This is a genomic window from Mycobacterium sp. (genome assembly GCF_044342925.1).
Lineage (GTDB): Bacteria > Actinomycetota > Actinomycetes > Mycobacteriales > Mycobacteriaceae > Mycobacterium.
Genome location: NZ_JBIIOV010000025.1, coordinates 1 through 25648 on the forward strand (window position 1 = coordinate 1; position 25648 = coordinate 25648).

Annotated in this window: 29 protein-coding genes and 1 pseudogene; 16 read left to right on the forward strand and 14 right to left on the reverse strand. The window is 68.2% G+C overall.

The window, feature by feature from the left end:
- Positions 1-376, forward strand: a 376-nt coding sequence (locus ADBZ6I_RS04585; protein WP_526381328.1) for an Rv3169 family protein, incomplete at its 5' end; no start/stop codon positions are given.
- 43 nt (positions 377-419) lie between these two features.
- Positions 420-1007, forward strand: coding sequence for a TMEM175 family protein (locus ADBZ6I_RS04590; protein WP_526381330.1), 588 nt, complete (start codon positions 420-422; stop codon positions 1005-1007).
- On the opposite strand, the gene ADBZ6I_RS04595 is transcribed toward ADBZ6I_RS04590, so the two are convergent.
- Positions 994-2040, reverse strand: a complete 1047-nt coding sequence (locus tag ADBZ6I_RS04595) for a TIGR03617 family F420-dependent LLM class oxidoreductase (RefSeq protein WP_526381382.1) — start codon at positions 2038-2040, stop codon at positions 994-996. The two genes, ADBZ6I_RS04590 and ADBZ6I_RS04595, sit on opposite strands and share 14 nt — an antisense overlap.
- 89 nt (positions 2041-2129) lie before the next feature.
- Here ADBZ6I_RS04595 and ADBZ6I_RS04600 point away from each other — a divergent pair, with 89 nt between their 5' ends.
- A complete protein-coding gene (locus ADBZ6I_RS04600; RefSeq protein ID WP_526381332.1) occupies positions 2130-3464 on the forward strand; it encodes a flavin monoamine oxidase family protein in 1335 nt (444 codons plus the stop codon).
- Here the strand turns inward: ADBZ6I_RS04600 and ADBZ6I_RS04605 are convergent.
- Both ADBZ6I_RS04605 and ADBZ6I_RS04610 read right to left on the reverse strand, forming a co-directional pair.
- Positions 3461-4438, reverse strand: coding sequence for an alpha/beta fold hydrolase (locus ADBZ6I_RS04605; protein WP_526381334.1), 978 nt, complete (start codon positions 4436-4438; stop codon positions 3461-3463). The two genes, ADBZ6I_RS04600 and ADBZ6I_RS04605, sit on opposite strands and share 4 nt — an antisense overlap.
- A 195-nt stretch (positions 4439-4633) precedes the next feature.
- Positions 4634-5026: a hypothetical protein gene (locus ADBZ6I_RS04610; RefSeq protein ID WP_526381336.1), complete on the reverse strand. Its 393-nt coding sequence runs from the start codon at positions 5024-5026 to the stop codon at positions 4634-4636.
- 10 nt (positions 5027-5036) lie between these two features.
- Between ADBZ6I_RS04610 and ADBZ6I_RS04615 the strand changes: the two genes are divergently transcribed.
- On the forward strand, positions 5037-5420 hold the full coding sequence (locus ADBZ6I_RS04615) for an LGFP repeat-containing protein (RefSeq protein WP_526381338.1): 384 nt from the start codon (positions 5037-5039) through the stop codon (positions 5418-5420).
- Positions 5421-5523: 103 nt separating this feature from the next.
- Entirely contained in the window at positions 5524-5871 is a 348-nt protein-coding gene (locus ADBZ6I_RS04620; protein ID WP_526381340.1) for a hypothetical protein, read from the forward strand.
- A gap of 30 nt (positions 5872-5901) precedes the next feature.
- On the opposite strand, the gene ADBZ6I_RS04625 is transcribed toward ADBZ6I_RS04620, so the two are convergent.
- Genes ADBZ6I_RS04625 through ADBZ6I_RS04635 form a run of 3 tightly spaced genes read right to left on the reverse strand, consistent with a single transcriptional unit; the run spans position 5902 to position 8020 of the window.
- The gene (locus tag ADBZ6I_RS04625) at positions 5902-6072 is read right to left on the reverse strand and encodes a hypothetical protein (protein ID WP_526381342.1); all 171 of its coding nucleotides are present in this window, start codon (positions 6070-6072) and stop codon (positions 5902-5904) included.
- Positions 6069-7445 (reverse strand): MFS transporter, encoded by a 1377-nt coding sequence (locus ADBZ6I_RS04630; RefSeq protein WP_526381344.1) that lies wholly within the window; start codon positions 7443-7445, stop codon positions 6069-6071. Before ADBZ6I_RS04630 ends, ADBZ6I_RS04625 begins: the two co-directional genes overlap by 4 nt.
- Before the next feature lie 50 nt (positions 7446-7495).
- Complete coding sequence (locus ADBZ6I_RS04635; protein WP_526381346.1) at positions 7496-8020, reverse strand: hypothetical protein; 525 nt, start codon at positions 8018-8020, stop codon at positions 7496-7498.
- A gap of 133 nt (positions 8021-8153) precedes the next feature.
- Here ADBZ6I_RS04635 and ADBZ6I_RS04640 point away from each other — a divergent pair.
- Together ADBZ6I_RS04640 and ADBZ6I_RS04645 are read left to right on the forward strand one after the other, a co-directional pair.
- Positions 8154-8853: pseudogene (locus ADBZ6I_RS04640) on the forward strand (lactate/malate family dehydrogenase).
- Between the two features lie 24 nt (positions 8854-8877).
- Positions 8878-9297: a hypothetical protein gene (locus ADBZ6I_RS04645; RefSeq protein WP_526381348.1), complete on the forward strand. Its 420-nt coding sequence runs from the start codon at positions 8878-8880 to the stop codon at positions 9295-9297.
- Positions 9298-9326: 29 nt separating this feature from the next.
- Here ADBZ6I_RS04645 and ADBZ6I_RS04650 read toward each other — a convergent pair whose 3' ends face one another.
- Positions 9327-9950, reverse strand: coding sequence for a TetR/AcrR family transcriptional regulator (locus ADBZ6I_RS04650; RefSeq protein ID WP_526381350.1), 624 nt, complete (start codon positions 9948-9950; stop codon positions 9327-9329).
- Between the two features lie 106 nt (positions 9951-10056).
- Here ADBZ6I_RS04650 and ADBZ6I_RS04655 point away from each other — a divergent pair, with 106 nt between their 5' ends.
- The 5 genes from ADBZ6I_RS04655 (at position 10057) to ADBZ6I_RS04675 (ending at position 15981) form a co-directional block, all read left to right on the forward strand.
- Positions 10057-11355, forward strand: coding sequence for a cytochrome P450 (locus tag ADBZ6I_RS04655; RefSeq protein ID WP_526381352.1), 1299 nt, complete (start codon positions 10057-10059; stop codon positions 11353-11355).
- A 5-nt stretch (positions 11356-11360) separates the two neighbouring features.
- On the forward strand, positions 11361-11552 hold the full coding sequence (locus tag ADBZ6I_RS04660) for a ferredoxin (protein ID WP_313674160.1): 192 nt from the start codon (positions 11361-11363) through the stop codon (positions 11550-11552).
- 22 nt (positions 11553-11574) lie between these two features.
- Complete coding sequence (locus tag ADBZ6I_RS04665) at positions 11575-12921, forward strand: cytochrome P450 (protein ID WP_526381354.1); 1347 nt, start codon at positions 11575-11577, stop codon at positions 12919-12921.
- A 94-nt stretch (positions 12922-13015) separates the two neighbouring features.
- Entirely contained in the window at positions 13016-14389 is a 1374-nt protein-coding gene (locus ADBZ6I_RS04670; RefSeq protein ID WP_526381356.1) for a cytochrome P450, read from the forward strand.
- Between the two features lie 35 nt (positions 14390-14424).
- Complete coding sequence (locus ADBZ6I_RS04675) at positions 14425-15981, forward strand: wax ester/triacylglycerol synthase domain-containing protein (RefSeq protein WP_526381358.1); 1557 nt, start codon at positions 14425-14427, stop codon at positions 15979-15981.
- A 25-nt stretch (positions 15982-16006) separates the two neighbouring features.
- Here ADBZ6I_RS04675 and ADBZ6I_RS04680 read toward each other — a convergent pair whose 3' ends face one another.
- Complete coding sequence (locus ADBZ6I_RS04680; protein ID WP_526381360.1) at positions 16007-17425, reverse strand: NAD(P)/FAD-dependent oxidoreductase; 1419 nt, start codon at positions 17423-17425, stop codon at positions 16007-16009.
- Positions 17426-17717: 292 nt separating this feature from the next.
- Here ADBZ6I_RS04680 and ADBZ6I_RS04685 point away from each other — a divergent pair, with 292 nt between their 5' ends.
- Positions 17718-17900: a hypothetical protein gene (locus ADBZ6I_RS04685; RefSeq protein ID WP_526381362.1), complete on the forward strand. Its 183-nt coding sequence runs from the start codon at positions 17718-17720 to the stop codon at positions 17898-17900.
- A gap of 144 nt (positions 17901-18044) precedes the next feature.
- Here ADBZ6I_RS04685 and ADBZ6I_RS04690 read toward each other — a convergent pair whose 3' ends face one another.
- From ADBZ6I_RS04690 to ADBZ6I_RS04700, 3 genes are read right to left on the reverse strand one after another with little or no spacing between them, the layout of a single operon-like run.
- A complete protein-coding gene (locus ADBZ6I_RS04690; protein WP_526381364.1) occupies positions 18045-19286 on the reverse strand; it encodes a serine hydrolase domain-containing protein in 1242 nt (413 codons plus the stop codon).
- The gene (locus ADBZ6I_RS04695) at positions 19283-20329 is read right to left on the reverse strand and encodes a hypothetical protein (protein ID WP_526381366.1); all 1047 of its coding nucleotides are present in this window, start codon (positions 20327-20329) and stop codon (positions 19283-19285) included. Before ADBZ6I_RS04695 ends, ADBZ6I_RS04690 begins: the two co-directional genes overlap by 4 nt.
- A 36-nt stretch (positions 20330-20365) precedes the next feature.
- Entirely contained in the window at positions 20366-21109 is a 744-nt protein-coding gene (locus ADBZ6I_RS04700; protein WP_526381368.1) for a hypothetical protein, read from the reverse strand.
- A 115-nt stretch (positions 21110-21224) separates the two neighbouring features.
- Here ADBZ6I_RS04700 and ADBZ6I_RS04705 point away from each other — a divergent pair, with 115 nt between their 5' ends.
- Positions 21225-22199 carry a hypothetical protein gene (locus tag ADBZ6I_RS04705; protein ID WP_526381370.1) on the forward strand — a complete coding sequence of 325 codons (975 nt, stop codon included), beginning with the start codon at positions 21225-21227 and terminating at the stop codon, positions 22197-22199.
- 13 nt (positions 22200-22212) lie between these two features.
- Here the strand turns inward: ADBZ6I_RS04705 and ADBZ6I_RS04710 are convergent, their stop codons facing one another.
- Entirely contained in the window at positions 22213-22623 is a 411-nt protein-coding gene (locus tag ADBZ6I_RS04710) for a hypothetical protein (protein ID WP_526381372.1), read from the reverse strand.
- Positions 22624-23020: 397 nt separating this feature from the next.
- Between ADBZ6I_RS04710 and ADBZ6I_RS04715 the strand changes: the two genes are divergently transcribed.
- Entirely contained in the window at positions 23021-23371 is a 351-nt protein-coding gene (locus ADBZ6I_RS04715) for a VldE C-terminal domain-containing protein (protein WP_526381374.1), read from the forward strand.
- Positions 23372-23513: 142 nt separating this feature from the next.
- The gene (locus ADBZ6I_RS04720; RefSeq protein ID WP_526381376.1) at positions 23514-25040 is read left to right on the forward strand and encodes a M36 family metallopeptidase; all 1527 of its coding nucleotides are present in this window, start codon (positions 23514-23516) and stop codon (positions 25038-25040) included.
- Here ADBZ6I_RS04720 and ADBZ6I_RS04725 read toward each other — a convergent pair.
- On the reverse strand, positions 25037-25237 hold the full coding sequence (locus ADBZ6I_RS04725; RefSeq protein WP_526381378.1) for a hypothetical protein: 201 nt from the start codon (positions 25235-25237) through the stop codon (positions 25037-25039). The two genes, ADBZ6I_RS04720 and ADBZ6I_RS04725, sit on opposite strands and share 4 nt — an antisense overlap.
- A 52-nt stretch (positions 25238-25289) precedes the next feature.
- A partial coding sequence (locus tag ADBZ6I_RS04730) for a type II toxin-antitoxin system VapC family toxin (RefSeq protein WP_526381380.1) occupies positions 25290-25648 on the reverse strand: 359 nt, incomplete at its 5' end.

Consider the following 25648-nt stretch of genomic DNA (forward strand, 5'->3'; position numbering starts at 1 on the left):
GAAGATCCAGTACCGCTCCGGCACCAGGATTCCCACCGGCGCGGTCATCGAGGCCACCGACAGCGCCGGTGCGCCGGTTCGCTTCGAGATCGAATCCCGGCTGGCGGTGCCCATCCACGTCGGCGGTGGTTACGGCGGCGACCCGGACTGGCTGCACGGCGTCTGGAAGGGTCCGGCGTTCACCGAACGGCGCAACTACGACATGACCGACCCGGCGGTCGTCGGGCGATTCGGCTTCGGCGTCATCGACCATGTCGGCCGGGCGGTCTGCCACGGTGGCGGACAGCAAGCCGAAGGCTGGGGCCTGTTCGAACACGGTGCGCTCGGACGCCACGACCCGTCCGGCTTCGCCGACTGGCTCACCGTCGCCCCGTGACCGACGCATGAATCCTCACCGCTGGGTTTTCCCCAGGGACACCGTGGAATTCGGCCGCGCCCTGAACCTCATCGATGCGATCTTCGGGTTCTCCCTGACGCTGTTGGTCACCACCCTCGAAGTTCCCCCGCCCGCCGCGTGGACGAGCGTGAGGGTGGTTCTGGACACCGGCCTCGGCGACCAGCTGCTGGCCTTCGCGATCAGTTTCGTTGTGGTAGCAGGCATGTGGGTGGTCAACCATCAGGTGCTGTCGTCCTTTCGCGCACTGGATTCCGCCACCGTCCGCACCTGCATCTATCTGGTCGCGCTGGTGATCTTCATCCCCTTCACCACCAAGGCCGTCAGCGCCCCGGACCCGGCAGACCTGCCGTTGCCCACGGCGGTCTTCGCGGTCAATGTCGCGGCGATCGTTCTCGCCACGGTCGCACTCGTCCTGGTCGGTCGCGCGCGGGGGCTCACCGACAAGCCGCTGCCTGTGCGGGGGCTCATCGTCCACTCCGTGGCGGTGGCCGCGATCTTCCTGGTGTCGATTCCGATCGCCTACCGTTTCGGACCGGGCGCTGCGCAGAAGTCCTGGCTGTCGTTGCTGCTCGTCAGTCCCGCGGTCAGCGTGTTCGTCAAGCGGCGCTGAAGCGCGCCAACTCGTCGACGATCTCGGCCAGCACTCCGATCGGGATCGGCCCCGGCTGATACAGGCACACGGTGCCGGCCGGGCCGCCTGCGGCGGCGGTGCCAGCCGAGCCGCCTGCGGCGGCGGTGCCGGCCGGGCCGCCTGCGGCGTCCACCCGCTCGCGGATGTGGGCGGCGATCTGTGCCGGAGTGCCGCACGCGGCGATGGTGTGCAGCACCTCGTCGCTGATCAGTTCACCCATCTCGGCCCACCGGCCCTGTTTAGACAGCAGGTTCAGCTCCGGTTGCAGGTCGCCCCAGCCATGGACGTCGAGCACCGGCCGGTACGCCGGGGTGGATCCGTAGAAGGCCAGCAACCGGCGGGCCGCGTCATGCTCGGAACCGGCCGAAACGATGACCTCGGGTACCACCGCGAAGCCGGCCTCATCCCGACCTGAGGCGGCCAGCCCCCCGCGAACCGCCGGCATGGTGGCCTCGCGCAGGAACCGTGTCGAGGAGAACGGCATCACCAGCAGCCCGTCGGCGGTCTCCGCCGCCGCCCGGGTCAGCCGCGGTCCCAGCGCGCCGAGGTAAATCGGGGGCGGACCGAACGGATTCGGACCCGGGTTGAACGTCGGAGTCATCAGCGTGTGCTGGTAGAAGTCGCCGCGGAAGTCCAGCCGCTCGCCGTCCTGCCACGCGGCGAAAATCGCCCGCAGCGCGCCGACCAGTTCGCGCATCCGCGCCACCGGGCGGTCGAACTGCGCGCCGTAGCGCTTCTCGATCTGGGTGCGGATCTGGGTGCCCAGACCCAGGGTGAACCGGCCACCGCTGAGCAGCTGATGGTCGTAGGCCTGATGGGCAAGCTGAATCGGATTACGCGGAAAGGCGATCGCCACGTTGGTCAGCAAGTCCAGGCCACCCACCGTCGAGGCCAGGGTCAGCGGCGCGAACACGTCGTGCGGTCCCTCGAAGGTGAACACCCCGGCCGCCCCGGCGTCGCGCAGGGCATGCGCCCGGTCCACGGCGTCGGTCGGGGCGAACAGGGCGGTCAGGATTTTCACGTCACCCCTCACCCTAAACTTCGGTGCGGTAACCGGCGGCAGGCGCACGTTTGCGCACCGAAATCGGTAAGACTGGATTCATGGCGCATGACGTGGTGGTAATCGGCGCAGGTCTGGCCGGGCTCACGGCCGCACGGGATCTGACCCGGAATGGCTTCGACGCCGTGGTGCTGGAGGGACGCGACCGGGTGGGTGGACGCACCAAGCCGGCCACGCTGGCCGGACATCCGGTGGACCTGGGGGCCTCGTTCGTCGGGCCCACCCAGGACGCGGTACTCAAACTGGCCGCCGATCTGGGCTGCGGCACCACCCCGACGTACTGCGATGGCGCCAACCTGATCCGTTGGCGGGGCACCGTCCGCCGCTACCAGGGCACCATCCCGAAACTGGGGTGGCTGGGCCTGGTGGATATCGGCCGCATCCAGTGGCAGTTCCGACGCCTCTCCGCCGGCGTGAGTATCAGCGAGCCATGGACCTCGAAGAACGCCGGCAAACTCGACAACATGAGCCTGGGCAGCTGGCTGCGCTCGATCAAGGCCAGCGCCTCCTCGCGCGATCTGATGGCGATCATGGCGAGGGTCACCTGGGGTGCCGAGCCCGACGAGGTGTCGATGCTGCACGCGGTGCGCTACGTCAAGACCTCCGGCGGCTTGGACCGCATGCTCGACGTCGTCGGCGGCGCCCAGCAGGATCACTTCCCCGGCGGCACGCACCAGCTGTCGGCGAAGATGGCCGCCGAACTCGGCGAGCGGGTCCGGCTGAACGCGGTGGTGTCCCGCATCGAGTGGTCCGGCGACGCGGTGGCCATCACCTCGTCGGCAGGGGTGGTCGACGCGCGCCGCGCCGTCGTGGCGGTGGCCCCGATGCAGCGCCTGGACATCGACATCGCCCCCGCCCCGCCGATCGAGTACCAGCAGCTGGCGCAGCGCTGGCCGCTGGGCGCGCTGACCAAGGTCTATGCCGCCTACCCCACTCCGTTCTGGCGGTCGCAGGGCCTCTCCGGCCAGGCGTTGTCCGACGTGGGCCCGGTGTTCATCACCTTCGACGTCAGCCCGCCCGACGGTCCGGGAATCCTGCTGGGCTTCACCAACCCGCGCGGATTCGACGCGCTGCCCGAAGCGCAGCGCAGAGAACAGTCGCTGGCTTGTTTCGCCGGCCTGTTCGGCGAACAGGCCGCGAACCCGATCGACTACGTCGACCAACGCTGGGGCGCAGAAGCTTTCGCTCCGGGCGGCCCGACGGCCGCAGTGCCGCCGGGGTCGTGGACGAAGTTCGGGCCGCTGCTGCGGATGCCGGTGGGCCCTCTGCACTGGGCGGGCACCGAGACCGCCGACGAATGGACCGGTTTCATGGACGGCGCGGTGCGCTCGGGCCAGCGCGCCGCCGCCGAAGTGGCTGCGACGCTGACGCTCTAGGAACTGATCCGCTGGGCCGCGGCGCCGGCGTTCACCAGGCTGCGCAGGTGCCGGTTGACCACCTCGGGGTGTTCCAGGGGTGCACAGTGCCCGCCCGGCATCTCCACCAGATCAACGAGGTTGGGGGCGGCCGCAGCGATCTTGTGGGACCGGCACATCGGTAGCAGCCGGTCCTTGGAGCTGCCGATCACCAGCGTCGGCACGGTCAGCCCGGACAGGTCGATGTAGGCCCGGGGGCCGAGTTCGTCGACCAGGACCCGCGCCCACGCGCCGCGGCCGGCGGGCGGGGTGGCGGAGAACAGGTCGTGCAGCAGGTGCGAGATCGACGGGTCCGCTTGTGCGCCCACCGCCATCATCTGAAGGAACCGGCGGCTGCCGGGCTGGACACCGCGGACCAGCGGCGCGCCGCCCAGGGAACGGATCATGGTGCGGGCAGCCGCGACACGGGTGGACCGCAGCACTCCGGGCACCGGTAACAACTGGATCTTGTCGACCAGGTTGCCATGGGTGGTGTTGATCAGGGCGACGGCGTCGACGCGCTGCTCGACTCGGTCGCGGAAGCGGTCCGACCACGAACTGATCGCGATTCCGCCCATCGAATGGCCGGCGAGCACAGCCCGCTCCCCCGGCCGCAGCACCGCGGCCAAGACGGCGTCGAGGTCGGCGGCCAGGTGGTTGAGGCTGTAGGCGGACGGGGCGGGCACCCCGCTGCGGCCATGACCCCGGTGGTCGTAGGCGATGACCCGGAAGTCCCGGGACAGGTCGTTGATCTGCTCGTGCCATACCCGCAGCGAACAGGTGATTCCGTGCGCCAGCACGATCGGGTAGCCGTTGGTCGGTCCGAACACCTCGGTGTGCAGACGGGTGCCGTCGGCGGAGTGCACGATCATGGTCTTGCTGGGCGGCAGGCTTGAGCCCTTACCTGCACCCCGCATACCCTTGACCTGGCGTTCGCCGACTCGTGACGGTGCCATCATCGCTCCTCGCGGGGCGGCGCCGTTGCCGCTCCGTGGAGGGAGCGTAACCCCTCTTATGCCTTCGATCCAGGATACCGACGACCAAAATGCGGCTGATTCACATCACCGCTGCAGAACCGTTATTGCCTCCGTTACGGGGAAACCAGGCTGAGACCAGTATCTTAGGCGGTGCCGCAACGCAAATTGCGTTTGCTAGTTTGGCGGGCGACGCATGTCGTCATGCCGATCCACGTAAAGGAGAACCCAGAGAATGAACACCAGAATGGCCCGCGCCGCGGCCGCTGCCGGCGGCCTCGCCATCGCTGCCGCGTTCGCCGTGAGCTGCTCCCAGGCCACAGAGGCCACCAAGGACATCGCTTCCAGCGCGTCGTCCGCCGCGGGTGCGGCCGGTAGCGCGGCCAGCAGCGCCGCCGGTGCCGCCGGCAGTGCCGCCAGCAGCGCCGCCGGTGCCGCCGGCAGTGCCGCCAGCAGCGCGGCCAGTGCCGCCAGCAGCGTCGCCAGCAGCGCAGCCAGTGGTGCCAGCAGCGTGGCGAGCAGCGGTGCCAGCGTCGCTTCCAGCGCCGCGTCGTCGGTGATGGACGGCACGCCCACCACGATGAACGTTCCGGGCGTCGGCGAGGTGTCCCTCGACGGACCGACCGCCGCTGCGTACACCCGTCTGGGTGGCGCCACCGCTCTCGGCGCTCCGACCGGGATGACGGAGAAGGTCGGCGACGGCAGCATGACCGCGTTCGAAAACGGCACCATCTTCACCTCGCCGGCCGGGTCCTACATGGTCCAGGGCGAGATCCTGAAGCGCTACCTGGACGAGCAGGGCGGCCCCGCGGGCGCGCTCGGCTGGCCGACCGCCGACGAGACCGAGACCGGCGGTGGCGCCAAGGTGAAGGGTGGCGGCTGGATCAGCGAGTTCCAGAACGGCACCATCACCTGGCTGAACGACGGCACCGGCACCTTCGCGGAGACCGTTACCAATAAGTAGTTCCTGTCACGGCACGGCAGACGGCCCCCGGGGTTTTCCCCGGGGGCCGTCTCCTTTCCGGCTTCAAGTAACGAAATACCGCGATCACGGCGATAATGTCGGCATGACAACAAAAATGACGGCCACGATATTGGCCGCGCTGGCGATGGCCACCCTGCCCGCTGCCCTCACGCCGGTCGCCCAGGCCGAGGTCTGCGGCGACGTCGGCGGTCGCCACGTCAGTGTCGGCGGCTGCACGCCCGGCATCGTCGGCGACGTCGCCGGCGCCGCGGTGATCGGCGCCGCGGTCGACCGCCCGTACTACGGCTACCCGGTCGCGCCCCCGCCGCCCCCGATGTGGCCGCCCCTGCCCCCCGGCTACCTGCCGTTCCCCGCGTTCCCCGGCGAGATGCCGTGCTACCTGCCGACCGGCCAGCCGTACTACACGCCCGCCGGTATGCCCTGCTTCTGAGCGGCGCTCGCAGACAGGTCTGGATAACCGCTAGTCCTGGACGGCTTTGGGAGCCCGGCGCTCGTCGAACCCGGCGGCGTCCGGCCGCACCTGCCACTGGGTAGCAAGCCGTTCGGCGGTCGACGGCAACTCCACCACCCACTCCGCCCACCGGGGTCCGCGTAGGGCCATCGCGGCGACGCCGGCAGGTAGCGGGATCATGCTGGGGCGGAGGATGATTCGCTCAGCGCCCGCGACACGGCGACGGTGACCGCGACCAGCAGCAGACCGGTGAGCACGCAGTTGCCGCCCAGGCTCAGAGTGAACGCACGCGGGTCGGCCGACTCGCCGAAGCTGGCCGTGCCGTCGCTGAACAGCACGTAGAGCACTGACACCATGCTGCCGGTGATGGCAATGCCCAGCGCAGTGCCCAGTTCGAACGAGGTCTCGGAGATGCCGGTGGCTGCACCCACCCGGTCGGCGCTGGCGCTGGTGAGTACCAGGTCCGAGGCGACGGTGACGACTGAGCCGAACGAAAAGCCCAGCAGCATCAGCGGAATCACCATCGCCGCATAGGACAGCGGGATGGCCAGGCCCAGCAACACCAGACCGATACCGCCCACCGCCATGCCCACCAGCAAGGTGCGGCGGTGCCCCCACCGGCCGACCAGTCGTGCCGTGTTGGAGGCGGTGATGAGGCTGACGATCGACCCGGGCAGCGTGGCCAGACCGGACTGCAGCGGCGAGAAGTCCCCGACCTGCCGCAGGAAGATCGGCAGGAAGAACAGCGCCCCGATGTTGGCGAAGACGATCACCAACTGCGACACGATGGCGGCGCTGAACCGGGGCTGAAGGAACAGTTGCAGGTCCAGCAACGGCGCCGGCAGCAGCCGCTGGCGGCGCAGGAACACCCAGAGCAGTGCGGCCCCCACGACCAGTGCCAGATAACCCGGCCAGAAGCGGGGCCCGGAGTGCGCCAGCTCGGTGATCCCGTAGACCACGCCGAGAATGCCGGCGGTGGAGTAGACCACTGACCGCGGATCTACCGGGTGCCGGGCCTCGCTGCGGGCCTCGGGCAGCGCCCACCACCCGACGGCGACGATCAGAACAACCACCGGCAAATTCACCAGAAGCACTGAGCCCCAATAGAAATGCTCGAGCAGCACCCCGGCGACCGTTGGACCCATGGCCGCCCCGGCCGCGCCGGCCGCGCTCCAGATACCCACCGCGCGCATCCGCTGCCGGTCTTCGGTGAACACCGTGCGTAGCAGCGCCAGCGTCGACGGCATCAGACCCGCCCCGGCCAGACCCTGCACCGCCCGCATCGCGATCAGCAGGTCTGCGGTGGGCGCCAAAGCCGCGGCCACCGACGCCGCGCCGAAGGCGATACTGGAGATCAGCAGCAACCGCTTGCGACCGACCCGGTCGCCGACGTTGCCCATGGTGATCAGCAGACCGGCCAGCACGAAGGAGTAGATGTCGCCGATCCACAGCACCTGGTTGTAGCCGGGGTGCAACTGCTCGGTGATGGACGGCACGGCGACGCTGACGACGGTGCCGTCGACGGCCACCATGAAGACGGCCAGGCACAGCACGGACAGCGCCGTAACCTGGCGCCTGATCAAAGGGAGCCCGCGGGAGGCGGTCAGCGCAGGGCGTTGTCGAGTATCGACGCGGTGAGGATGTATGCGCCGTGGCTGCCGACCGCACTGAACTGGGCGTCCAGCGGCCACTGCCAGGGCCATGGGGTGCGTCCCAGCACCGGGAAGGCCACCGTCGTCATCGTCATCAACGCCGAGCCGAACACCAGGCTGGAGTAAGGCTCACGAATCTTGTTGCGCAGCAAGACGTGAAGAATTCCGAACGCCGAACCGTAGGTCCATCGCAGGACCAGCGTGATCGCCCCGGCCTCCTTCGCCGTGGGTTCCGGAAGGTTCAGCAGATCGGCCACGATCTGTCCGGGTACGACGCTGTCGTCGTAGTCCAGCCCCTCGTGGGACCACAGACCTTCCACCGGCGTACCGTCCGCCAGGGTCGCCACCCCGGTGTATTCCCCCTTCCGCAGGGTGCGCTCCAGGTGGTACCAGGCGGCCATCGCGGCGGTGCCGCTGGCACCGGCGACCAGCCCGCGTTTCCACCAGGGCAGCTTGGGCAGTGCGCGTGTCCGCATAGGGGAAGGTTAGGTATCTCCGGCGCGACCAGAAGCAAAATCGCGCAGATCCGTTTTCACTGCCGCTTCGTCGCTGATGTCAAAGCTGTCCATTCGGCTGTGACTAGTAGCGGAATTCGGCAAGATCCGCTAGGTGTCCGAACAGCGCACCAGTAAAGTGTCCATCGTCGGGGTTGGCAGTGTCGGGACCGCCATCGCCTATGCGTGCATGATCCGTGGGTCCGCGGGCGCGATCGCCCTCTACGACATGGCCGCCAAGAAGGTTCACGCCGAGGTCCTCGACCTCAACCACGGCAGCCAGTTCGTGCCCAACTGTGTGGTGACCGGCTCTGACTCCATGGATGTCACCGCTGGCTCATCGGTCGTCATCGTCACCGCCGGGGCCGCCCAGAAGCCCGGGCAGACTCGTCTGGAACTGGCTGCCACCAACGTCGGCATCGTCCAGACGATGATGCCCCAACTGCTGGAGCACTCCCCCAATGCGATCTTCATCTTCGTCACCAACCCGGTCGATATCGTCACCCTCGCGGCGGCGCGCTCCGTCGACATCGACCCGGGCCGGATCTTCGGGTCCGGAACGGTGCTGGACTCCAGCCGCTTCCGCTACCTGATCGCCCAGCGCGCCGGGGTGGACGTGGGCAACGTGCACGGCGTCATCGTCGGCGAGCACCGGCGCCTACCAACTCAGAGACGTCGCGCTGGCGTTGCCCACCCTGGTCTCGCGGTCCGGTGCCGGCCAGGTGCTGGAGGTGCCGCTATCGGTCAACGAGCTGCTGGGACTTCAGAGTTCGGCCAAAACGCTCGCCGATATCCGCGATTCGCTGAAGCTGTAGCTCTCGCCCCAGCATGATCTCGGCATGCAGATCACCGAACTGACTGCCGACCTCGCCAAGCACGAAGAAGCCCGGGACTACCTTGCCGTCATCCAGGGTGTCCGCGGGCTGGTCTCGGTCAACCCGCAGTCCGTCAAGGACCCATGGATCAAGGGCTGGATCGGCCGCCCGCTGGAGGTGCCCAACGTCCAATTCATGGACGCGGTGCGGCTGAGTTCCTATGACGCCAACAACGACATGCAACTCACCCAGAAACAGTCGCTGGTGCCGATCGGGATGAATACCCACGTCGCCATGGCGCACGCCCACCACTGGGACGTGGCCTACGCCCCGTTCCCGCTGGCGATGCGCGCGGCCTCCCCCAACCTCGACCACTGGTGGCCGCGGTACGCCGCACTGGTGGCCTGCTGGGAGCTGCTGGCGGAACTGGGCCTGATCGATTGATCGCCGGTGCCCAGCGGACCGCTGATCCCCTAGTCCGGGTCAGGCAGCCGCAGACAGCGGCACGCCACCAAGGCGAGGTCGGCGGCGACCTCCGACGGTGAACGCGTCGAGGTCAGGATGTGGCTCAGGCACAGGCGCACAACACTTTCCACCATCACCCGCGCATCGGCCGGATCCGCCGTGGGCCACTGTGTGTTCACCCACTCGCCGACGATCGTGATCGCATGGTCGATCAGGGGCTCGCTGCGGACGGTCAGCAACGGCAGCAGCGACACGTCGTCGCCCCCACCCGCCGGGGCTCGGGTCAGGATGGTCTGCAGCAGCGGATTGCCCCTCGCCACCTCGATCATGTAGCCGGCCGCTTCGAAGACTCCGCCGGCCAGATCGCCCGGGTGCTTTTCCAGGCGGACCTGTACGCCGTCGAAGAACTGCTCCGTCTCGTGCATCACCAGCGCGTCGCCGAGGTCGTCCTTGGTGCCGAATTCGGCGTGCAGGCTCTGCCGACTGATGCCGATCGCCGTCGCGATCGCCCCCATCCGCACCGCCGCCCAGCCCCGGTCGAGCACCACCTCCCGGGTGGCGTCGAGCGCCAGTTCGCGCAGTCTGGCCCGCCCGTAAGCGCGGGTTTCCGCACGCAGATCGGGAACGGGCATGGCGGAAGTCTAGCGGGCACGACACAAAAACGCCTGAGTCATCATTGCTTGACACTTTTTCATTTTTGTCGGAGGCTGGTGTGAAGCACGCCACTAAGGAGATCCGATGAGCGCCCCAGCCCTGACCCGCGCCGAACGCCCGTACGACCCCGCCGACATCTCGTCGCTGGAATTCTGGTCGGGCACCGCCGAGGACCGCGAGAAGGTGTTCGCCGAACTGCGCGCTAACCGACCGATCTCCTGGCACCACCCGGTGAAGAACGGGATGGTCGAGGATCCCAACGACCAGGGCTTCTGGGCCGTCGTTCGGCATGCCGATCTCGTCGAGGTCACCCGCCGCCCCGGCGACTTCCTGTCCGGCAAGGGCGTCACGTTCGAGTCGCTGCCGGTGGAGGTGCTCGACGCCGCCCAGGGCTTCATCGCGTTGGATCCGCCGCGGCACACCAAGATCCGGCGGCTGCTGGCGTCGGCGTTCACCCCCAGGCAGCTGGCCCGCATCGACGACCACATCGTCGACAACGCCCGTCGCATCGTCGACGGCGCGATCAAGAAGGGGGCCGACAAGGGGCGGATCGACTTCGTCACCGAGGTCGCGGCGTTGGTTCCGATGCACAACATCTGCGACATGATCGGCATCCCCGAGCAGCACCGCCGGACCATCGCCTACGAATCGCAGTTCGCCGACGGCTGGCGCGATCCCCGGCTGCTGCAGGGCGCCGATCCGCTTGTGCGGCTGTTCCAGACGGTCACCACCGTGCACGGGATCGCCCATGAACTCATCGACGCCCGCCGCAGCAAGCCCGCGGACGACCTGATGACCTCCCTGGTGCAGGCCGAGGTGGACGGCGAACGACTCACCAACGACGAGATCGCGTCGTTCTTCGCACTGCTGATCATCGCCGGCAACGACACCACCCGGCAGTCCATCAGCCACGGGCTCAAGGCGCTCACCGACTTCCCCGATCAGCGTGCCTGGCTGATGGGGGATCTCGACGGGCGGATGCACTCGGCGGTCGAGGAGATCGTCCGGTGGGCCACCCCCATCATGACGTTCCGGCGCACCGCCGCCCATGACACCGAGCTGGGCGGGCACCACATCACCGAGGGCGACAAGGTGATCATGTTCTACTCCTCGGCCAATATGGACACCGAGGTGTTCGACCACCCCGAGCAGCTCAACCTGTCGCGCTCTCCCAACAAGCACGTCGCGTTCGGCGGCGGTGGCATCCATCACTGTCTGGGTGCGCAGCTGGCGCGCCGGCAGATCGCCGCCACCTTCCGTGAGCTGCTGACCCGGCTGCCGGATATCCATGTGGTCGGCGAGCCGGAGTTGGGCAACGGCAACTTCTTCCATACCGTGATGTCCATGACCGCCGAGTTCACCCCCGAGAAGGCGAAGGCCTGAGCCCGATGAGAGTCGTCGTCGACCGCAGCAAGTGTTCATCGATCGGGTTGTGCGAAGCGACCGCTCCGGACATCTTCCAGATCGGCGCTGACGGCGCCCTGGAGATCCTGATCGACGACATCCCCGCCGATCGCCGGATCGACCTGGAGCAGGCCTGCGAGAACTGTCCCACCCAAGCTCTGAGCATTCAGGACTGACCGGAGGTACCGTCAGTCGGTTATGGGGGTTCGGCGGCACGTAGCGGAGCGACGCCACCCGCTGCCGCCGGGACCGCCGCTGCCGACCGCCGTGCAGACCGCGCTGATGCTGCGCTGGTGGTCGGCCTATGCGTTCGCCTGCCGACGCCGCTACGGCGACGTGTTCACCGTGCGACTGACCGGATTCGGCGCCGCGGTCTACCTGTCCAACCCCCGCGACATCAAGACGGTATTCGCCGGGGATCCGCATATCTTCCATGCGGGCGAAGCGAATTCGGTTCTCGGCGGGATGCTGGGCCCCAGTTCGGTGCTCCTGCTCGACGATGATCTGCACCGCGATCGCCGCCGGCTGATGATGGCGCCGTTCCACCGTGACGTGGTCGCCCGTCAGACCGCGCTGATCGCCGAGATCGCCGCCGCCAACATCGCCGGCTGGCCGGTGGGCGTCGACTTCCCGGTGGCGCCGAAAATGGCCGAGATCACCCTGGAGGTGATTCTTCGGACCACCATCGGGGCCACCGACCACCAGCGGCTGGCCGCGCTGCGGGCGGTGATGCCGCGGCTGCTCAGCCTGGGCACCTTCGACACCCTGGCCATGGCCCGCCCGTCGTTGCAGCGGCGGCTGCCCTGGCGCAGACTGCGCCGCCGGATCGCCGAGGCCGACGAGCTGCTCTACGCCGAGATCGCCGACCGGCGTGCCGACCCGAACCTGGCCGCGCGCACCGACACGCTGGCCATGCTGGTGCGCGCCGCCAGCCACGACGGTCGCCGGATGACCGACGCCGAGCTGCGCGACCAGCTGATGACCCTGCTGCTGGCCGGTCACGAGACCACCGCCACCGCGCTGTCCTGGGCGCTGGAGCGGCTGACCCGCCACCCGCACGCGCTGGCCCGCGCCACCGCCGCCGCCGACTCCGACTCCGACTCCGACTCCGACTCCGGCGACTACCTCGACGCCGTCGCCAAGGAGACCCTGCGGGTGCGCCCGGTGGTGTTCGACGTCGGCCGGGTACTCAAGGAGCCGGCCGACGTCGCCGGCTACCGGCTCCCCGCCGGCACCACGGTGGTCCCGGCGATCGGCCTCGTCCACGTCGAGCCGGCCCTCTACGACAACCCTGCGGGATTCCGTCCGGAGCGGATGCTCGGCGCCAGCCTGTCCCCCACTACCTGGCTGCCGTTCGGCGGCGGCAACCGCCGCTGCCTCGGCGCCAATCTCGCCATGGCCGAGATGCGCATCGTTCTCGGCGAGGTGCTGCGCCGGGTGGAGTTGGCTACCGCCACCGCACCCGGCGAGCGCCCGAGGATCAGCGGGGTTATCCAGCAGCCGCACCGGGGTGCGGTGATCCGGGTGCGCGCAAAGCGCCGCTGAGCTGGGTCAACGTCCAGGAACGCGCCGCACCGAGGGGCATGGTTGCGCACCGGGGAATTAGTTTCACCGGCGCGGTGTCGGTTACCGTTGGCGCATGGCCACACTGCCCCCCGGACCGCCGCTGCCAGCAGCTGTCCAGAGTGTGCTGATGCTTCGCTGGAAATCGGCGTTCGCCTCAGCGTGCCAGCGTCGCTATGGGGATGTGTTCACCGTGCAGCTTGCTGGTTTCGGTCCTGGCGTGTACCTGGCCAACCCGGACGACATCAAGACCGTCTTCACCGGCGAGGCCCGGGTGTACCACGCCGGCGAGGCGTATTCGATGCTCGCCGGGATGCTCGGCCCCAGCTCGGTGGTGCTCCTCGACGGGGATCGGCACCGCGACCGGCGCCGGCTGATGATGGCGCCGTTCCGGCTGGAGGCCGTGGCCCGCCAGCATCAGCTGATCGGCGAGATCGCCGCCGCCAATGTCGCCGGCTGGCCGGTCGGCACCGAATTCCCGGTGGCTCCGAAGATGGCCGAGATCACCCTGGAGGTGATCCTGCGGACCGTCATCGGCGCCAGCGACCCGCAACGGCTGGCGGCGCTGCGGGCGGTGATGCCGCGGCTGTTGACACCGGGCACCTACGACACCCCGGCCATCGCCCGCCCGTCGTTGCAGCGGCGGCTGCCCTGGCGACGATTGCGCCGCCGGATCGCCGAGGCCAACGAGCTGCTCAACGCCGAGATCGCCGACCGGCGTGCCGATCCGGACCTCGCCGAGCGCACCGACACGCTGGCCATGCTGGTGCGTGCGGGCGGCGACGACGGCCCTCAGATGACCGACGCCGAACTGCGCGATCAGCTGATGACCCTGCTGCTCGGCGGGCACGACACCACCGCCACCGCGCTGTCCTGGGCGCTGGAACGGCTGACCCGCCACCCGCACGCGCTGGCCCGCGCCACCACGGCCGCCGACTCCGGCGACGACGACTACCTCGACGCCGTCGCCAAGGAGACCCTGCGCGTGCGCCCGGTGGTGTTCGACGTCGGGCGGGTGCTCAAGGAGCCCGCCGACATCGCCGGCTACCGGCTGCCCGCCGGCGTCACCGTCATCCCGGCGATCGGGCTGGTGCATGCCGAGGAGTCGCTGTACGACGACCCGGCACAGTTCCGGCCGGAGCGGATGCTCGGCGCCACGCTGAGCCCAACGACCTGGCTGCCGTTCGGCGGCGGAACCCGGCGCTGCCTCGGCGCGAATCTGGCCCTGGCCGAGCTGCGCATCGTGCTGCGCGAGGTGCTGCGCGGCACCGAGTTGCACACCACCACCGCGCCCGGGGAGCGGGTGCGGATCGGCGGCGTCATCTTCCAGCAGCCGCATCGTGGGGCCCGAATCACGGTGCGGGCCCGCCGAACCGCTGGTCTTGTACCGCTGGCCGCCAACCCGCGACAGGACGAGCGCCGAGACATGAAACCTCGCAGCCAAAAGTGACAGGATGTTTCACACCAGAACCTTTGGGAGGACACGTGGCGGACAGCCCGCAGAAGAAGGCCCCGGCCAAGAAGGCGGCCGCGAAGAAGGCGCCGGCCAAGAACGCTTCCGCCGCGAAAACCGCTGCCGCCAAGGCCCCCACGAAGAAGGCCCCCACCACAAAGGCGACGCCGAAGACCCTGCGCGGCGACGAGACCATCAAGGAGGCCCGGCGGCTGGGCGGTTGGGATTTCGCCACCTGGCGGATGGCCACCGACGACCCGGTGATGCGGTCGACCATCCTGGGCGTGCTCGTGCTCGACCGCAGCCCCGACTGGGCCCAGCTCAGCGACCGCTACGAGCGGGCCACCCGACTGGCGCCGGTGCTGCGGTCCAAGGTGGTGGAGGGCCCGACCGGCCTTGAGACGCCGCGCGTCGTCGTCGACCCCAACTTCGATCTGTCGTTCCACATGCGCCGCTTCGGAATGCCGCAGGGGTCGACGTGGGAGGACGTCCTGGAGGAAGCCCGCCGGCAGAGCATGGCCGACTTCGACAAGGACCGTCCGCTGTGGCGGGTGACGCTGCTGGAGGGTCTGCCCGACGGCAAGTCGGTGCTGGTGCAGAAACTGCACCACGCGATCGCCGATGGCCAAGGCGCGGTGCAACTCGGCCTGGCGCTGCTGGACTTCGCCCCGGAGGGCGCCGACCTGGGTCCCATGCCGGACGCGCCGGACCCGGTGGTGCTCGACACTAAAGGCTTCATGCAGGCGGTACTCCGCAACAACGTCGGCTGGGTAGCCAAGACCGCCGAGGAAGCCATCAAGGGCATGCCGGGGTTGGCACTCGTCGCCATCCGCCACCCGCGCACGCTGTTCAGCAAGGTGAAGGAGACCGCCGAGTCGGTGGCCCGGTTCACCAAGGTGTCGGTCGAGCCGCTCTCGCCGATCCTCAAGGGCCGCAGCATCAATTACCACTTCGAGACCATCGACATGGATTTCGACAAGTTCAAGGCCGCGGCCAGGAAACGCAACCGGACGGTCAACGACCTATTCCTGGCCGCGATCAGCGTCGGTATGTACGACTACCACCAGAAGATGGGTCACCCCGTCGACGAGCTGCGGATGAACATGCCGATCTCGCTGCGCACCTCTGCCGATGAGAGCAACGCGGTGACGATCGCCCGCTTCGAAATCCCGATCAGCAACGTCATCGACGACGTGCTGGAGACCGCGGCGAAGACGGTCCGCAGCTGGCGCGCCGAGCCGGCGCTGAAGCTGGCCGACTACCTCGCCGAGCTCAGCCGCTTCCTGCCGCCCGAGCTGGTGTCGGCCGCCGCGCAGACCTCCGATCTGACCGCCTCGAACGTGCCGGGCATCCCGGTCCCGGTGTGGCTGGCCGGCGCAAAGGTGGAGCGGATGTACCCGCTGGTGGGAACCATCGGTGCGGCGATCAACGTCACGATGCTCACCTATACCAACGCCGCCAGCGTGGGCGTGAGCTCCGACGACGCCGCCGTCGGAGACCGGGCCGCGCTGATGGACAGCCTGCGGCACGGCTTCCGTGAAGTGATTGGCGGGTCGGTGTTCATCGGAGACCCGCTAACCGGAAGCTAGAGCATCAGCGGCGCGATCCCGCCGCTCAGTCGGCCAGCCCGACCCGCAGGCCGACGGGCAGCTGCTCGGCGTCTCGTTCGACGTCGTGGACCGCGTGCTGCAACTGCTTCTCGATGCTCTCCAGCGCCAGCCGGGCGTAGACCATCTGACTGGTGGTGGCCAGCTGCCCGCGGCTGTGGGTCGAGAAGGTAAAGGCCCAGCTGAACAGCGTGCTGATCCGGTTCTTGAACCCGACCAGATACACCAGGTGCAGAAACAGCCACCCCAGCCAGGCGATATAGCCTCCGAACTCCAGCTTGCCGACTTGGCACACCGCGCTGTGCCGGGAGATGGTGGCCATGCTGCCCTTATCCCAGTACTTGAAGGGCTGACGGTACAGCGGGTTGTCGTTGCCCCGCAGCGAGCGCTTGATGATCTGGGTGGCGTACTTGGCGCCCTGGATCGCGCCCTGGGCCACGCCCGGCACGCCGGGCACCGACATCATGTCGCCGACGACCCATACGTTGGGGTGGCCCTTGACGGTGAGGTCGGGTTCGACCACCACCCGCCCGGCCCGGTCGACCTCGCACCCCTCGGCCTGCTCGGCGATCATCGCGCCCAGCGGGCTGGCCTGCACCCCGGCCGCCCACACCTTGCACGCGCACTCGATGCGGCGCGTCTCGCCGGTGTTCTTGTCCTGCACGGTGATGCCCATGTAGTCGAGGTCGGTGACCACCGAGTTCGGATGCACCTGCACGCCGAGCTTCTCCAGTTTGTGCTGGGCCTTGTGCCCCAGGTTCTCGCCCATCGGCGTGAGAATGAACGGCGAGGCGTCCAGCAGCATCACTTTGCACTCGGCGGGATCAATGGTGCGGAACGCCCCGGGCAGGGTGCGCTGGGCGAGCTCGGCGATCTGGCCGGCCAGCTCCACACCGGTTGGCCCGCCGCCCACGACGACGAACGTCAGCCGCCGGGCGCGCTCGGCCGGGTCGGTGATGACCTCCGCCGCCTCGAACGCCCCGAGGATGCGACCGCGCAGCTCCAAGGCGTCGTCGATGGTTTTCATGCCGGGGGCGTAGGAGGCGAAATGGTCGTTGCCGAAGTAGCTCTGCTGGGCTCCGGCCGCCACCACCAGGTAGTCATAGGGCAGCACGGTGTCGATGTTCATCAGCCGGGAGGTGACGGTCTGGTTGTGCAGGTCGATGTTCTCCACATCGCCGAGCAGTACCTGGCAGTTCTTGACCTTCTTCAGGATCAACCGCGTCGTCGGCGCGATGTCGCCCACCGACAGGATGCCGGTAGCCAGCTGGTAGAGCAGCGGCTGGAACAGGTGGCTGGTGGTCTTGGCGACGAGGGTGACGTCGCAGTCGGCTCGTTTGAGGTACTTGGCCGCGTTCAGTCCACCGAAACCGGAGCCGATCACGACGACGCGGGGACGACGGGTGTTCAGAGCGGGACTTGCCATGGGAGCGTCCTCTGGTGTTTGCGGGAATTCTGGCTTCCGGAGCAACAGGTTATCGCCCAAAGCGCAATTCCGGTCCGAGTTCGAACAGGATCACCGCCGACCGCGCAGCAAGACGGTACTGACGGCAGGAAAATATTCTCAGATTCAACAACCCGCAACACCCATCTCGCCGCTAGTCTCCTCTCAGTCTCGTTTTAGGAAATTAACGAAAGGGCCTAGTCATGGGACCACAAGCACGTCGTTGACCAGCTGCTTTATCCGGACCGGCGCGCATTAGGCGACGATGGCACCCATGCGACAGGGATTGTTGGGTGCCGGGATCGTGATGGTGTTGTGCGGCGTGCTCTTCACGCTGCAGGGCGTGGGGGCGGTGCAGGGCAGCCCGATGAGCAATACGACGACCTGGACCGTACTCGGCCCGATCATCGCTCTGGCCGGTGTGGTGCTGGCCGTGCTGAACCGCCCGCGGCGCTGAGAGCCGCGCCACCCCACCGATCGACGGGATCATCCGGCTCCTCCTGTAATCCAGGCTGACCTCAGCCCACCAAGGCGGCCAGCTCCGTCCGGCCGGCCAGCCCCAGCTTGGTGTGCAGTTCCACGAACGAGAGATGCTCGGTGTTCACCGGCCGAGTCGGTCGATCACCGCATCGAAGGCGTTGAGGGTGAACTGGTCGGTGTCGGGATCCGAGGACACCGGCTGGGAGGACTGCTTGACGATCGCCACGCCGCGGCGGCGGTCGAGGTAGATCCACTGCCCGTTGATCCCGACGGCGATGATGGCCTCCCGCCCCGGGGTGTGCCGGATCCACCACTGCGCGCGGTAACTCCAGTCGCCGGTGCCCACCGCGCCGACCGCGTCGGGACCGCGGGAGAACGCCTCGCGGCTGGCACCGGCATCCAGGGTGTCGATGACCCCTGCCGGGACGACCTGCTGCCCGTCGGCGACCCCGTCGTTGAGCATCATCATCGCGAACCGGGCCAGATCGCGCGGGGCGGCGTTGAGTCCGCCGCCGGCCACCAGGGTGCCGCCGCGGTCGAGCAGGACGTAGGTCTCGCCCTCGGTGCCCAGCTTGCGCCACAGCAGGTCGGACATCTGGTCCTGGAACGACTTTCCGGTGGCCCGGTTGGTGATCCAGTTGACGACGTCGGTCTTGGGCGTCTGGTAGCGGAATATCTCGCCGTGCTCGTAGGCGGGGTCCTTGCTCAGCGTGGCGAGGAACTCATACAGCGTGTCGGCGTCGGTGCCCGGCACGGACTCGATCCAGCCCAGCGCCCGCCCGTAGCTCCAGATCCCCGAGTCGGGGTCGGCGTAGTCCTCGGCGAACTCCGTCGAGTTCACCATGTCCAGCACCTGGCCGACGGTCGCGCCGGCGAAGGCCGAGGCGCCGGCGAGTTCGGGGATGACGTCGGTGACCATCTGCGACTCGTCGAGCCGACCATCGGCGGCGGCCATCAGCGCGAACAGGCCGGCGAAGGACTTGGTGCACGACATCATCTGGTGGGCCTGGTTGGCATGCATGCCGTTGGCGTAGTGCTCATAGACCAGCCGGTCGGGGGTGGCCACCAGCAGCGAATCGGTATAGGTCTCACGCAGGAAGGCCGGGAAGCCGGCGGCGGTTCCGTCCGCCCGGGTGACGTTGAGTTGGCCGATGCCCGAATCGAGTTCGACGCGCAGCGGTAGCACCGCATCGGCGTTGCGCACCGCGGCCGACGGATAGAGCATGCGCATGTTCAGGTAGGCCCACCGGTTGTAGGGCGGAAACATCAGGCCGTTGGAGCGGTCGACCCGATTGCCCGGCGGGGGCGGAAATCCCTGCATCAGGCCGAGTTCCTGGGCGCTGGCGTACGGGTCGTCACTCATGGTCGCTGCCTACTTTCCGTCCCTGCGGACATCATCTTTCGGCCCAGTGTGCTTTTTCCCAGAGAGAAAGAATCGGCGGTCCACGGCTCGTCGAGCAGCCACACCGAGATGGCGTGCGCCCGCGCCGCACAGGCGAAGTACAGGTTCGGCAGCGCGATCTGGCCGTGCAGCGAGTTGGGGAAAAACCCGGTGAAGCACAGCATCCCGTTGTCGTAGACGTAGCTGCCGAACCCGAAGCCGGTGCCGTTCTGGGTCAGCTCGACACCGTTGAGCTCCAGCGCCAACTCCGCGCCCTGGGCCGGGGTGTCCACGGTGAAAGGGAAGCGCTGCAACACGAAAAGCCCGTTGCCGTACAGCGGATGCGGCTGGGCGCCCACCTGGCACAGCGACGACCGCATGCCGTAGGGGAACTCCACGGTGAATCCCTGACCGGAACTGGTCGCGCCGATAGAGGGGGGCTGCATCATGAATTCTCTTACTGCGGAGTCGAATTCGGACTTTGGCCAGCGGCAGGGCGCCTGACCGGCTTCCACGAACAGCCGCACCGCGTCCACCATCTCGTCGGGGGTGGGACGCAGGCCGTTCGCCGGGTGACCGCTCAGAGCCGGGCGACCGCCGAGTGCGGCGGCCAGATCAGGCCCGAGGATGCGGGCCTCGGCGACCTGCGAGACCGCCGCCGAGCCGAGCACCACGCCGGTCCAGCTGTCCTCGTCGTCGTGCACCAGGGCCAGTGACGACAGACTCAATGTCCGCCGCTCGCGGTCGTACACCGGCCCGGCCAGGGCTGCGCAGCGCATCGGCCCGTCGTTGAGTTCGGTCAACCCGGCCGCGGTCAGTTCGACGTCGGTCACCACCTCGGTGCGCACGCCGATCAGGTAGCCGGTCGGCCCGTCGGGCAGGCTCTCCTCGCCCAGGATCTCGATGGTCTGGGCGTTCTGATCGGCCCACCAGGTGAACCCCCGCTCCGTGCGCACCGACCACTGCTCGTCGACCTGCAACTGGTCCCGGTAGAGCCACTCGATGGTCTGTTCGCCCACGTTCATCCGGCCACCGTAACGCGGCCCTGGTTTCAGGCGCCGTCACGTCGGGGTGATCACCATCCCGATGTCTTCCGGAGGCGTCCACTGGCCCGCCGGGCAGCCGGGGCCGATCAACCGGATCGCCGGCCGGTCCCACAGCCCGCCGACCGCGACGGCGGTAGTACCACCCAGGGTGGTGCAGCCGGTGGTCTCGGTGAACCGGCGCTCGGCGCCGTCCGGCAGCAGGATCGCCACCTTGGTGGGTTTGGTGACGGCCTCCGGGGTGGCGGGAACGCTGAACGCGGCCACCGACAGCCCGGCGACGATGAGCAGCATGCAGACGCCGTAGCCCCAGCTGAACCGCAGGAATCGGGCCTTGGCGTTCAGGGTCTCCGACAGCGTCTGGATGCGCAGCGTGGTGGCGGCCAGAGCGCTCTGCTCGGCTGAGGTCGCATCGTCGGTGGTGGCCCGGATCTCCGCCGCCTCGAAGTCGGTGGACGCCGGGAACAGCGGCATGCCGACGGCGTGGTCGCTGAAGGCGCGCGACCACCAGGTGGGCGATGTGCGCAGCTCGGTCCACGGGGTGGCTTCGGCGAGCAGCACGTACCGGCACAGCGCGACGACCGCGACGGTGGCGGCCAAGGTCAGGACGATCGCCGCGGTGGCGACCGGGAACCGGTGCACCCAGCCGACCAAGCCGATTCCGACGATCGCGTTGAGTCTCGGCCCCAGAGTCAGCGCCAGGGTGATGACCGCGGTGATCGGCGTGAACGTCAGCAGCCACTTGGCGGTGTCCTTGTACATGTTCGATATCCTATTGAAACTACCGACATATGTCGGTAGATTAGGCGGAGCCACGAACCGTGCCGAAGCACTCGGCGTCAACCACGCAGTTCCGCAGCCGAAAAGGACACCCACCATGGCTACCGAGCGGGAACACACCAGGTCCACCACCGAGGCCACCGAACCGAGATACACCGTCATGCCGCTGTCGGGGCTGAAGAAGCTGCACAAAGAGCTTTTCGACGCCCTGCGGGCCGACAAGACCGTCTACGTGTCCAAGCACGGCCGGGTCATCGCCGCGTTCCGGCCCTACGCCTACGTTCCGGAGAGCGTCGCCGCGGTGTACGCCTCCCCCAACCTCGAACTTCCCACCATCACCGCCCGTGACATCCAGCGCACCAGCCTGTCCAAGCCCATCGCCGCGGCCGCCGCGGGGCTGCCGGCGGTGGTCGAGAAGGACAGCCGCATCTACGGAATGCTCACTCCGGCAACCACTCCCGCGCCCGAGACGGTTCCCGATCCGGACACCGTGGGCGCCAAAGCCCAAGCCATGATGGACTTTCAGGAGCGCAACCCACGGGCGTCCATCGCGGAGGTCATGGCCTTCGCCGACAGCCTGGACTCCGCGCCCGCCCAGCCGGCCCCGGCCGCGGCGTGGCCGCTGGCCGCCGACTTCGCGACCGCCGACGGCGTCTCCCTGGACATCAAGGGCTGGCGCGAGCAGGGCTCGGACGTCGAAGACGTGGTCGAAGAGCTGCTCGACGCCCTGGAGCGGGGCATCAAAGCCGCCGGCAGAACCAACGGATCCTCCGTTCGGAAGCCGCCCAAGCTGCGCACACTCACCCCGCCGCCCGTCACCGGGGGCGCCGTGCCGGCGTCGAGCCGCTCGTTCGTGCGCAACGCCGAACAGCTCGAGGCCGCCGGCGAAGCGGTGGACGCCCGGGCCGGGTATGTACGGGCGCTGACCACCGAGCCACTGCCCAACGTCGGGGTGATGTGGCGGCTGGGCAATCTGGCGCGGCGCACCGGCCATCTGTCCGAGGCGGCCCGCTGGTTCCGGTTCTCGCTGGCCTACGACGCGATCGCCGACGGACCGGACTGGCGGCACTGAAAGTAGCGTCGGCCTACTTGGGGTACTCGCCGCGCAGGTGCGCCGCGCGGCCCCATTGGCGCAGTGCCACATAGCAATTGAAGAACTGCCAGCGTCCCGCGCGCAGAACATCGTCGGGAAGACGCGGGGTGCCGCGGGGGTCCCACTCACCGTCGGCGCCGCTGTCGGTGCGCGCCCACATGTCGATCAGGAAGCAGCGCTCCGATCGGGGCAGCCACTCGAGGGCGACGAGCTGGATGTAGCCGGCGCTCTGCTGACGAGGCACGATGTCCAGGCGTTCGCCGTCGGGGTGGACCCGGAGACCGTCGATCAGATCGGCGACGAGCTGGCGAAACGGCTGCGAGACGGCCGCCACAGCGCCCGCGAAGTGCGCGGACGGAGCGCGCTGGAGCCCATCCGCACCCGCCACGATCATCCCGGTCATGGCTCGACCTTAAGCCGGGGCGGGGACAGACTCGCGGCATTGGAGACCGAACGTCGGGAGTGTCGCGCGAACACGCAAATCCGCCCGAAAACCCCAACTGTGTCCCAGAACACGTTTTGAATTTGAACGCCCGGCGGCAAAGCGATTTCGGGGTCACGCGGCCGAAATCTCCTTGCTCCGGCTGCATTCAACTAGGACTTTGCCGGTGCGCAGCGCGCCCACCTGCGGTTTAACCTCTTTCACGCCTATAGTTTGACCTGCGGTAATAGGTTGATTAACAACTGAATTCGGCGTGGATAAGCGTTGATTTCAGCAAACACGACGCATAGTCAACAACTATTGCTCAGGGACACAGTCGCTTTGGTTTGAAAAGTGACGTCGTTAAAATTTCTCCACTATGAAAACCATTGCACTGGCGACGATTACCGCCGGCCTGATTGCAACGTCTTCGGCGACTGCGTCGGCTGTTCCGCTCGTCGGGACCAGCGGCCTGTCCCCCAACGCCTGGAACCTGCTGCAGTACATCACCGACACCTATCCCAGTGTGCAGTCCATCGGTGGCGTGCGCGCCGACTCGCGCCCCGACCATCCCAGCGGCCATGCCCTCGACATCATGATCGGCTCGGACATGGACCTGGGCGACGCGATCAACTCCGACGTCCAGAGCCAGGCCGGCCGATTCGGCGTGGTCTACACCATGTGGCGGGTACCCGCTCACTTCAACCACGTCCACGTCACCGTCTCCTAAACACTGCTCGCATTCCGATAGCGCCGGCGATCAGCCGGCGCTATCGGACTATTAGCCGCTTCTTGTCACCCCGTCGCGCTACCGTGAGTCGAACCACGCGGCGCCGCCGCATCCAACGTGAACAAGGGGGCGCGGCAGCGCGATGATCAACTTCATTCCCAACGATCCACTCGTCGTCGATGTCATGCCGATGCGGCGGGTCACCGCGAAACGTGACCGGCCGGCCGGCCGCGCCGGGATCACCCTGGCCGACGAGCCGCCGCAGGCGTCCTACCCGCCGGGCAGCCCGGAGTTCGTGGCCTGGCAGGCCCGGCAGGGGGCGATCCTGGCGATCGAGGCGTGGGAGAAGGCGCTCGGCACGCCGTTGACCTCATGGGCGCAGGATGCGGACAACCCAGCGTCGATGCTGGTGGTCTCCGACGCCGGCGAAGACCTCAACGCCTACTACGACCGGGCCACCCTGTCGTTCTTCCACGCGACGAAGGGCAACACCACCTGGTACTCCGGGGCCAGCACCGACGTGGTCGCCCACGAGGCGGGGCACGCGATCCTCGACGCGCTCCGGCCCGATCTGTGGGCCGTCAACCTGCTCGAGGTCGGCGGTTTCCACGAGGCCTTCGGCGACGTAACGGCCATCGTCACCGCCCTGGCCGACCGCAAGACCCGCGAGGTGCTGCTCAAGCTCGCGCCCAAACTGGACAAGGCCAACTTCGTCGAGGCCACCGCCGAGGAGCTCTCCGAGGCCATCCGCCAGTTCTACGGCCCGGGCTTCTCGGCCTCCCAGCCCCGGCGGGCCCTGAACACGTTCACCTGGCAACTGCCGCAGACCATGCCGAAGACCGGCGGGCCCAACGTGATGATCGCCGAGGTGCACAGCATCGCCCGGATCATGAGCGGATGCTTCTGGGACGTGCTGCGGGGCATCTTCGTGAAGTCCGGCAAGACCACCCAGACCGGCCTGTGGAGCGCCACCAAGATCGCCTCGGCGCTGTTCTACGAGGCCGCCCGCAGCGCCCCGGCCGTCCCACGGTTCTTCCGCGCGGCCGGCAGGGCGATGGTGCTGGCCGACGAGCAGATGTACGCCGGTAAGCATCGCGGCGTGATCAACCAGGCCTTCCTCAACCATGGCCTGGCGTTGGGCGCGGACGCCTACCTGGCCGCCGAGATGGCGCTGGCGGGCGCCTCACCGAAAGTGCGGCGCAACGAGGTGACCGTCGAGGAGTCCACGATCCAGGATCTGCGCGGCCGGTTCGCCGCGGGCAGCCGCAAGCCGGCCATCGTGAGCATGGTCGAACTCGGCGGTGCGCCGATGGCCAACGTCACCCTGTACAGCGAGGTGTCCCTGGACGCGGTGGACCCGCGCCTCAAAGGCGTGGTGGCCGCCGTCAACACCGCCACCCTGGTCGGCAGCTCGGGCGGGTCGGCGGCGCTGATGGCCGCCCCGCGCTCCGGCGCGCCGTCGGCGGAGGTGGTGGACTTCGTCAGCAGCCTGGTGACCAACAACCAGATCGCGTTCGACGCTGCGGCCAAGAAGCCGAAGAAGAGCATCGCGCCCGCGGCCAAAGCCAAGACCGCTGCCGGGTTGGGCACCACGCACGCGGTGCGCAAGCGCGGCGCCAAGCAGGAACTTGAGCGGGTCCGGTTCGCCTGCGGCTGGTCGGCTCTTTAGAAGGCGGAGTACCGTTTTCGGGTGATCTTGCGCTCGCCGGTGGCGTCGGTGGTGACCTGGTGGGTGGCGCCGGGAGGCAACTCGGTGCACTCCTCGTCGGCAAGCTGACCGTGCTCGCGGAGACACTCTTCGAAGAACGCTTCTTCTTCGTGGCGGTCGTCGTCGTGGTCGCAGGGCTTAGTGGGTTTCGTGCTCACGGGGTACCTCCCTAGTGGCACGGTACCCGGCGGGGTGTTCCAGGCGCACCCCTCAATCGGCCACGCCGATATCGGTGTGGGTGAAGTCATCGCCTTTGAACAGCAGCGGTTGCCCGCTGGCCCGGGCTAGCGCGTAGGCAAAGCAGTCCCCGAAGTTCAGCCCAGCGCGGTGTCGACCCTTGCCGAAACGGCGGTAAGCAACGCGTGCCGCTTCGACTTGATCTACTCCGACGGCGACCAGGTCCACTCCGGCCCGATGCAGCCACAGATCCAACTCGCGTCCGCCCGGCTCGCCGAACCGTGTCTCGATGACGATCGCTGCCTCGAGATACGACGCCGTCGACATCAACCGGACCGGATCGGCCGCGACCGCGGTCTCGAAGCGCGCCGCCTCAGGTTCGTCGGTGAGCA

Excerpts from the sequence above, each read along its gene's own strand:
- ADBZ6I_RS04600 (WP_526381332.1), top strand. The coding sequence starts at position 2,130 with ATGGCGCATGACGTGGTGGTAATCGGCGCAGGTCTGGCCGGGCTCACG.
- ADBZ6I_RS04605 (WP_526381334.1), bottom strand. The coding sequence starts at position 4,438 with ATGGCACCGTCACGAGTCGGCGAACGCCAGGTCAAGGGTATGCGGGGT.
- ADBZ6I_RS04615 (WP_526381338.1), top strand. The coding sequence starts at position 5,037 with ATGAACGTTCCGGGCGTCGGCGAGGTGTCCCTCGACGGACCGACCGCC.
- ADBZ6I_RS04620 (WP_526381340.1), top strand. The coding sequence starts at position 5,524 with ATGACAACAAAAATGACGGCCACGATATTGGCCGCGCTGGCGATGGCC.
- ADBZ6I_RS04625 (WP_526381342.1), bottom strand. The coding sequence starts at position 6,072 with ATGATCCCGCTACCTGCCGGCGTCGCCGCGATGGCCCTACGCGGACCC.
- ADBZ6I_RS04635 (WP_526381346.1), bottom strand. The coding sequence starts at position 8,020 with ATGCGGACACGCGCACTGCCCAAGCTGCCCTGGTGGAAACGCGGGCTG.
- ADBZ6I_RS04645 (WP_526381348.1), top strand. The coding sequence starts at position 8,878 with ATGCAGATCACCGAACTGACTGCCGACCTCGCCAAGCACGAAGAAGCC.
- ADBZ6I_RS04650 (WP_526381350.1), bottom strand. The coding sequence starts at position 9,950 with ATGCCCGTTCCCGATCTGCGTGCGGAAACCCGCGCTTACGGGCGGGCC.
- ADBZ6I_RS04655 (WP_526381352.1), top strand. The coding sequence starts at position 10,057 with ATGAGCGCCCCAGCCCTGACCCGCGCCGAACGCCCGTACGACCCCGCC.
- ADBZ6I_RS04660 (WP_313674160.1), top strand. The coding sequence starts at position 11,361 with ATGAGAGTCGTCGTCGACCGCAGCAAGTGTTCATCGATCGGGTTGTGC.
- ADBZ6I_RS04665 (WP_526381354.1), top strand. The coding sequence starts at position 11,575 with ATGGGGGTTCGGCGGCACGTAGCGGAGCGACGCCACCCGCTGCCGCCG.
- ADBZ6I_RS04670 (WP_526381356.1), top strand. The coding sequence starts at position 13,016 with ATGGCCACACTGCCCCCCGGACCGCCGCTGCCAGCAGCTGTCCAGAGT.
- ADBZ6I_RS04680 (WP_526381360.1), bottom strand. The coding sequence starts at position 17,425 with ATGGCAAGTCCCGCTCTGAACACCCGTCGTCCCCGCGTCGTCGTGATC.
- ADBZ6I_RS04685 (WP_526381362.1), top strand. The coding sequence starts at position 17,718 with ATGCGACAGGGATTGTTGGGTGCCGGGATCGTGATGGTGTTGTGCGGC.
- ADBZ6I_RS04690 (WP_526381364.1), bottom strand. The coding sequence starts at position 19,286 with ATGAGTGACGACCCGTACGCCAGCGCCCAGGAACTCGGCCTGATGCAG.
- ADBZ6I_RS04695 (WP_526381366.1), bottom strand. The coding sequence starts at position 20,329 with ATGAACGTGGGCGAACAGACCATCGAGTGGCTCTACCGGGACCAGTTG.
- ADBZ6I_RS04700 (WP_526381368.1), bottom strand. The coding sequence starts at position 21,109 with ATGTACAAGGACACCGCCAAGTGGCTGCTGACGTTCACGCCGATCACC.
- ADBZ6I_RS04705 (WP_526381370.1), top strand. The coding sequence starts at position 21,225 with ATGGCTACCGAGCGGGAACACACCAGGTCCACCACCGAGGCCACCGAA.
- ADBZ6I_RS04710 (WP_526381372.1), bottom strand. The coding sequence starts at position 22,623 with ATGACCGGGATGATCGTGGCGGGTGCGGATGGGCTCCAGCGCGCTCCG.
- ADBZ6I_RS04715 (WP_526381374.1), top strand. The coding sequence starts at position 23,021 with ATGAAAACCATTGCACTGGCGACGATTACCGCCGGCCTGATTGCAACG.
- ADBZ6I_RS04720 (WP_526381376.1), top strand. The coding sequence starts at position 23,514 with ATGATCAACTTCATTCCCAACGATCCACTCGTCGTCGATGTCATGCCG.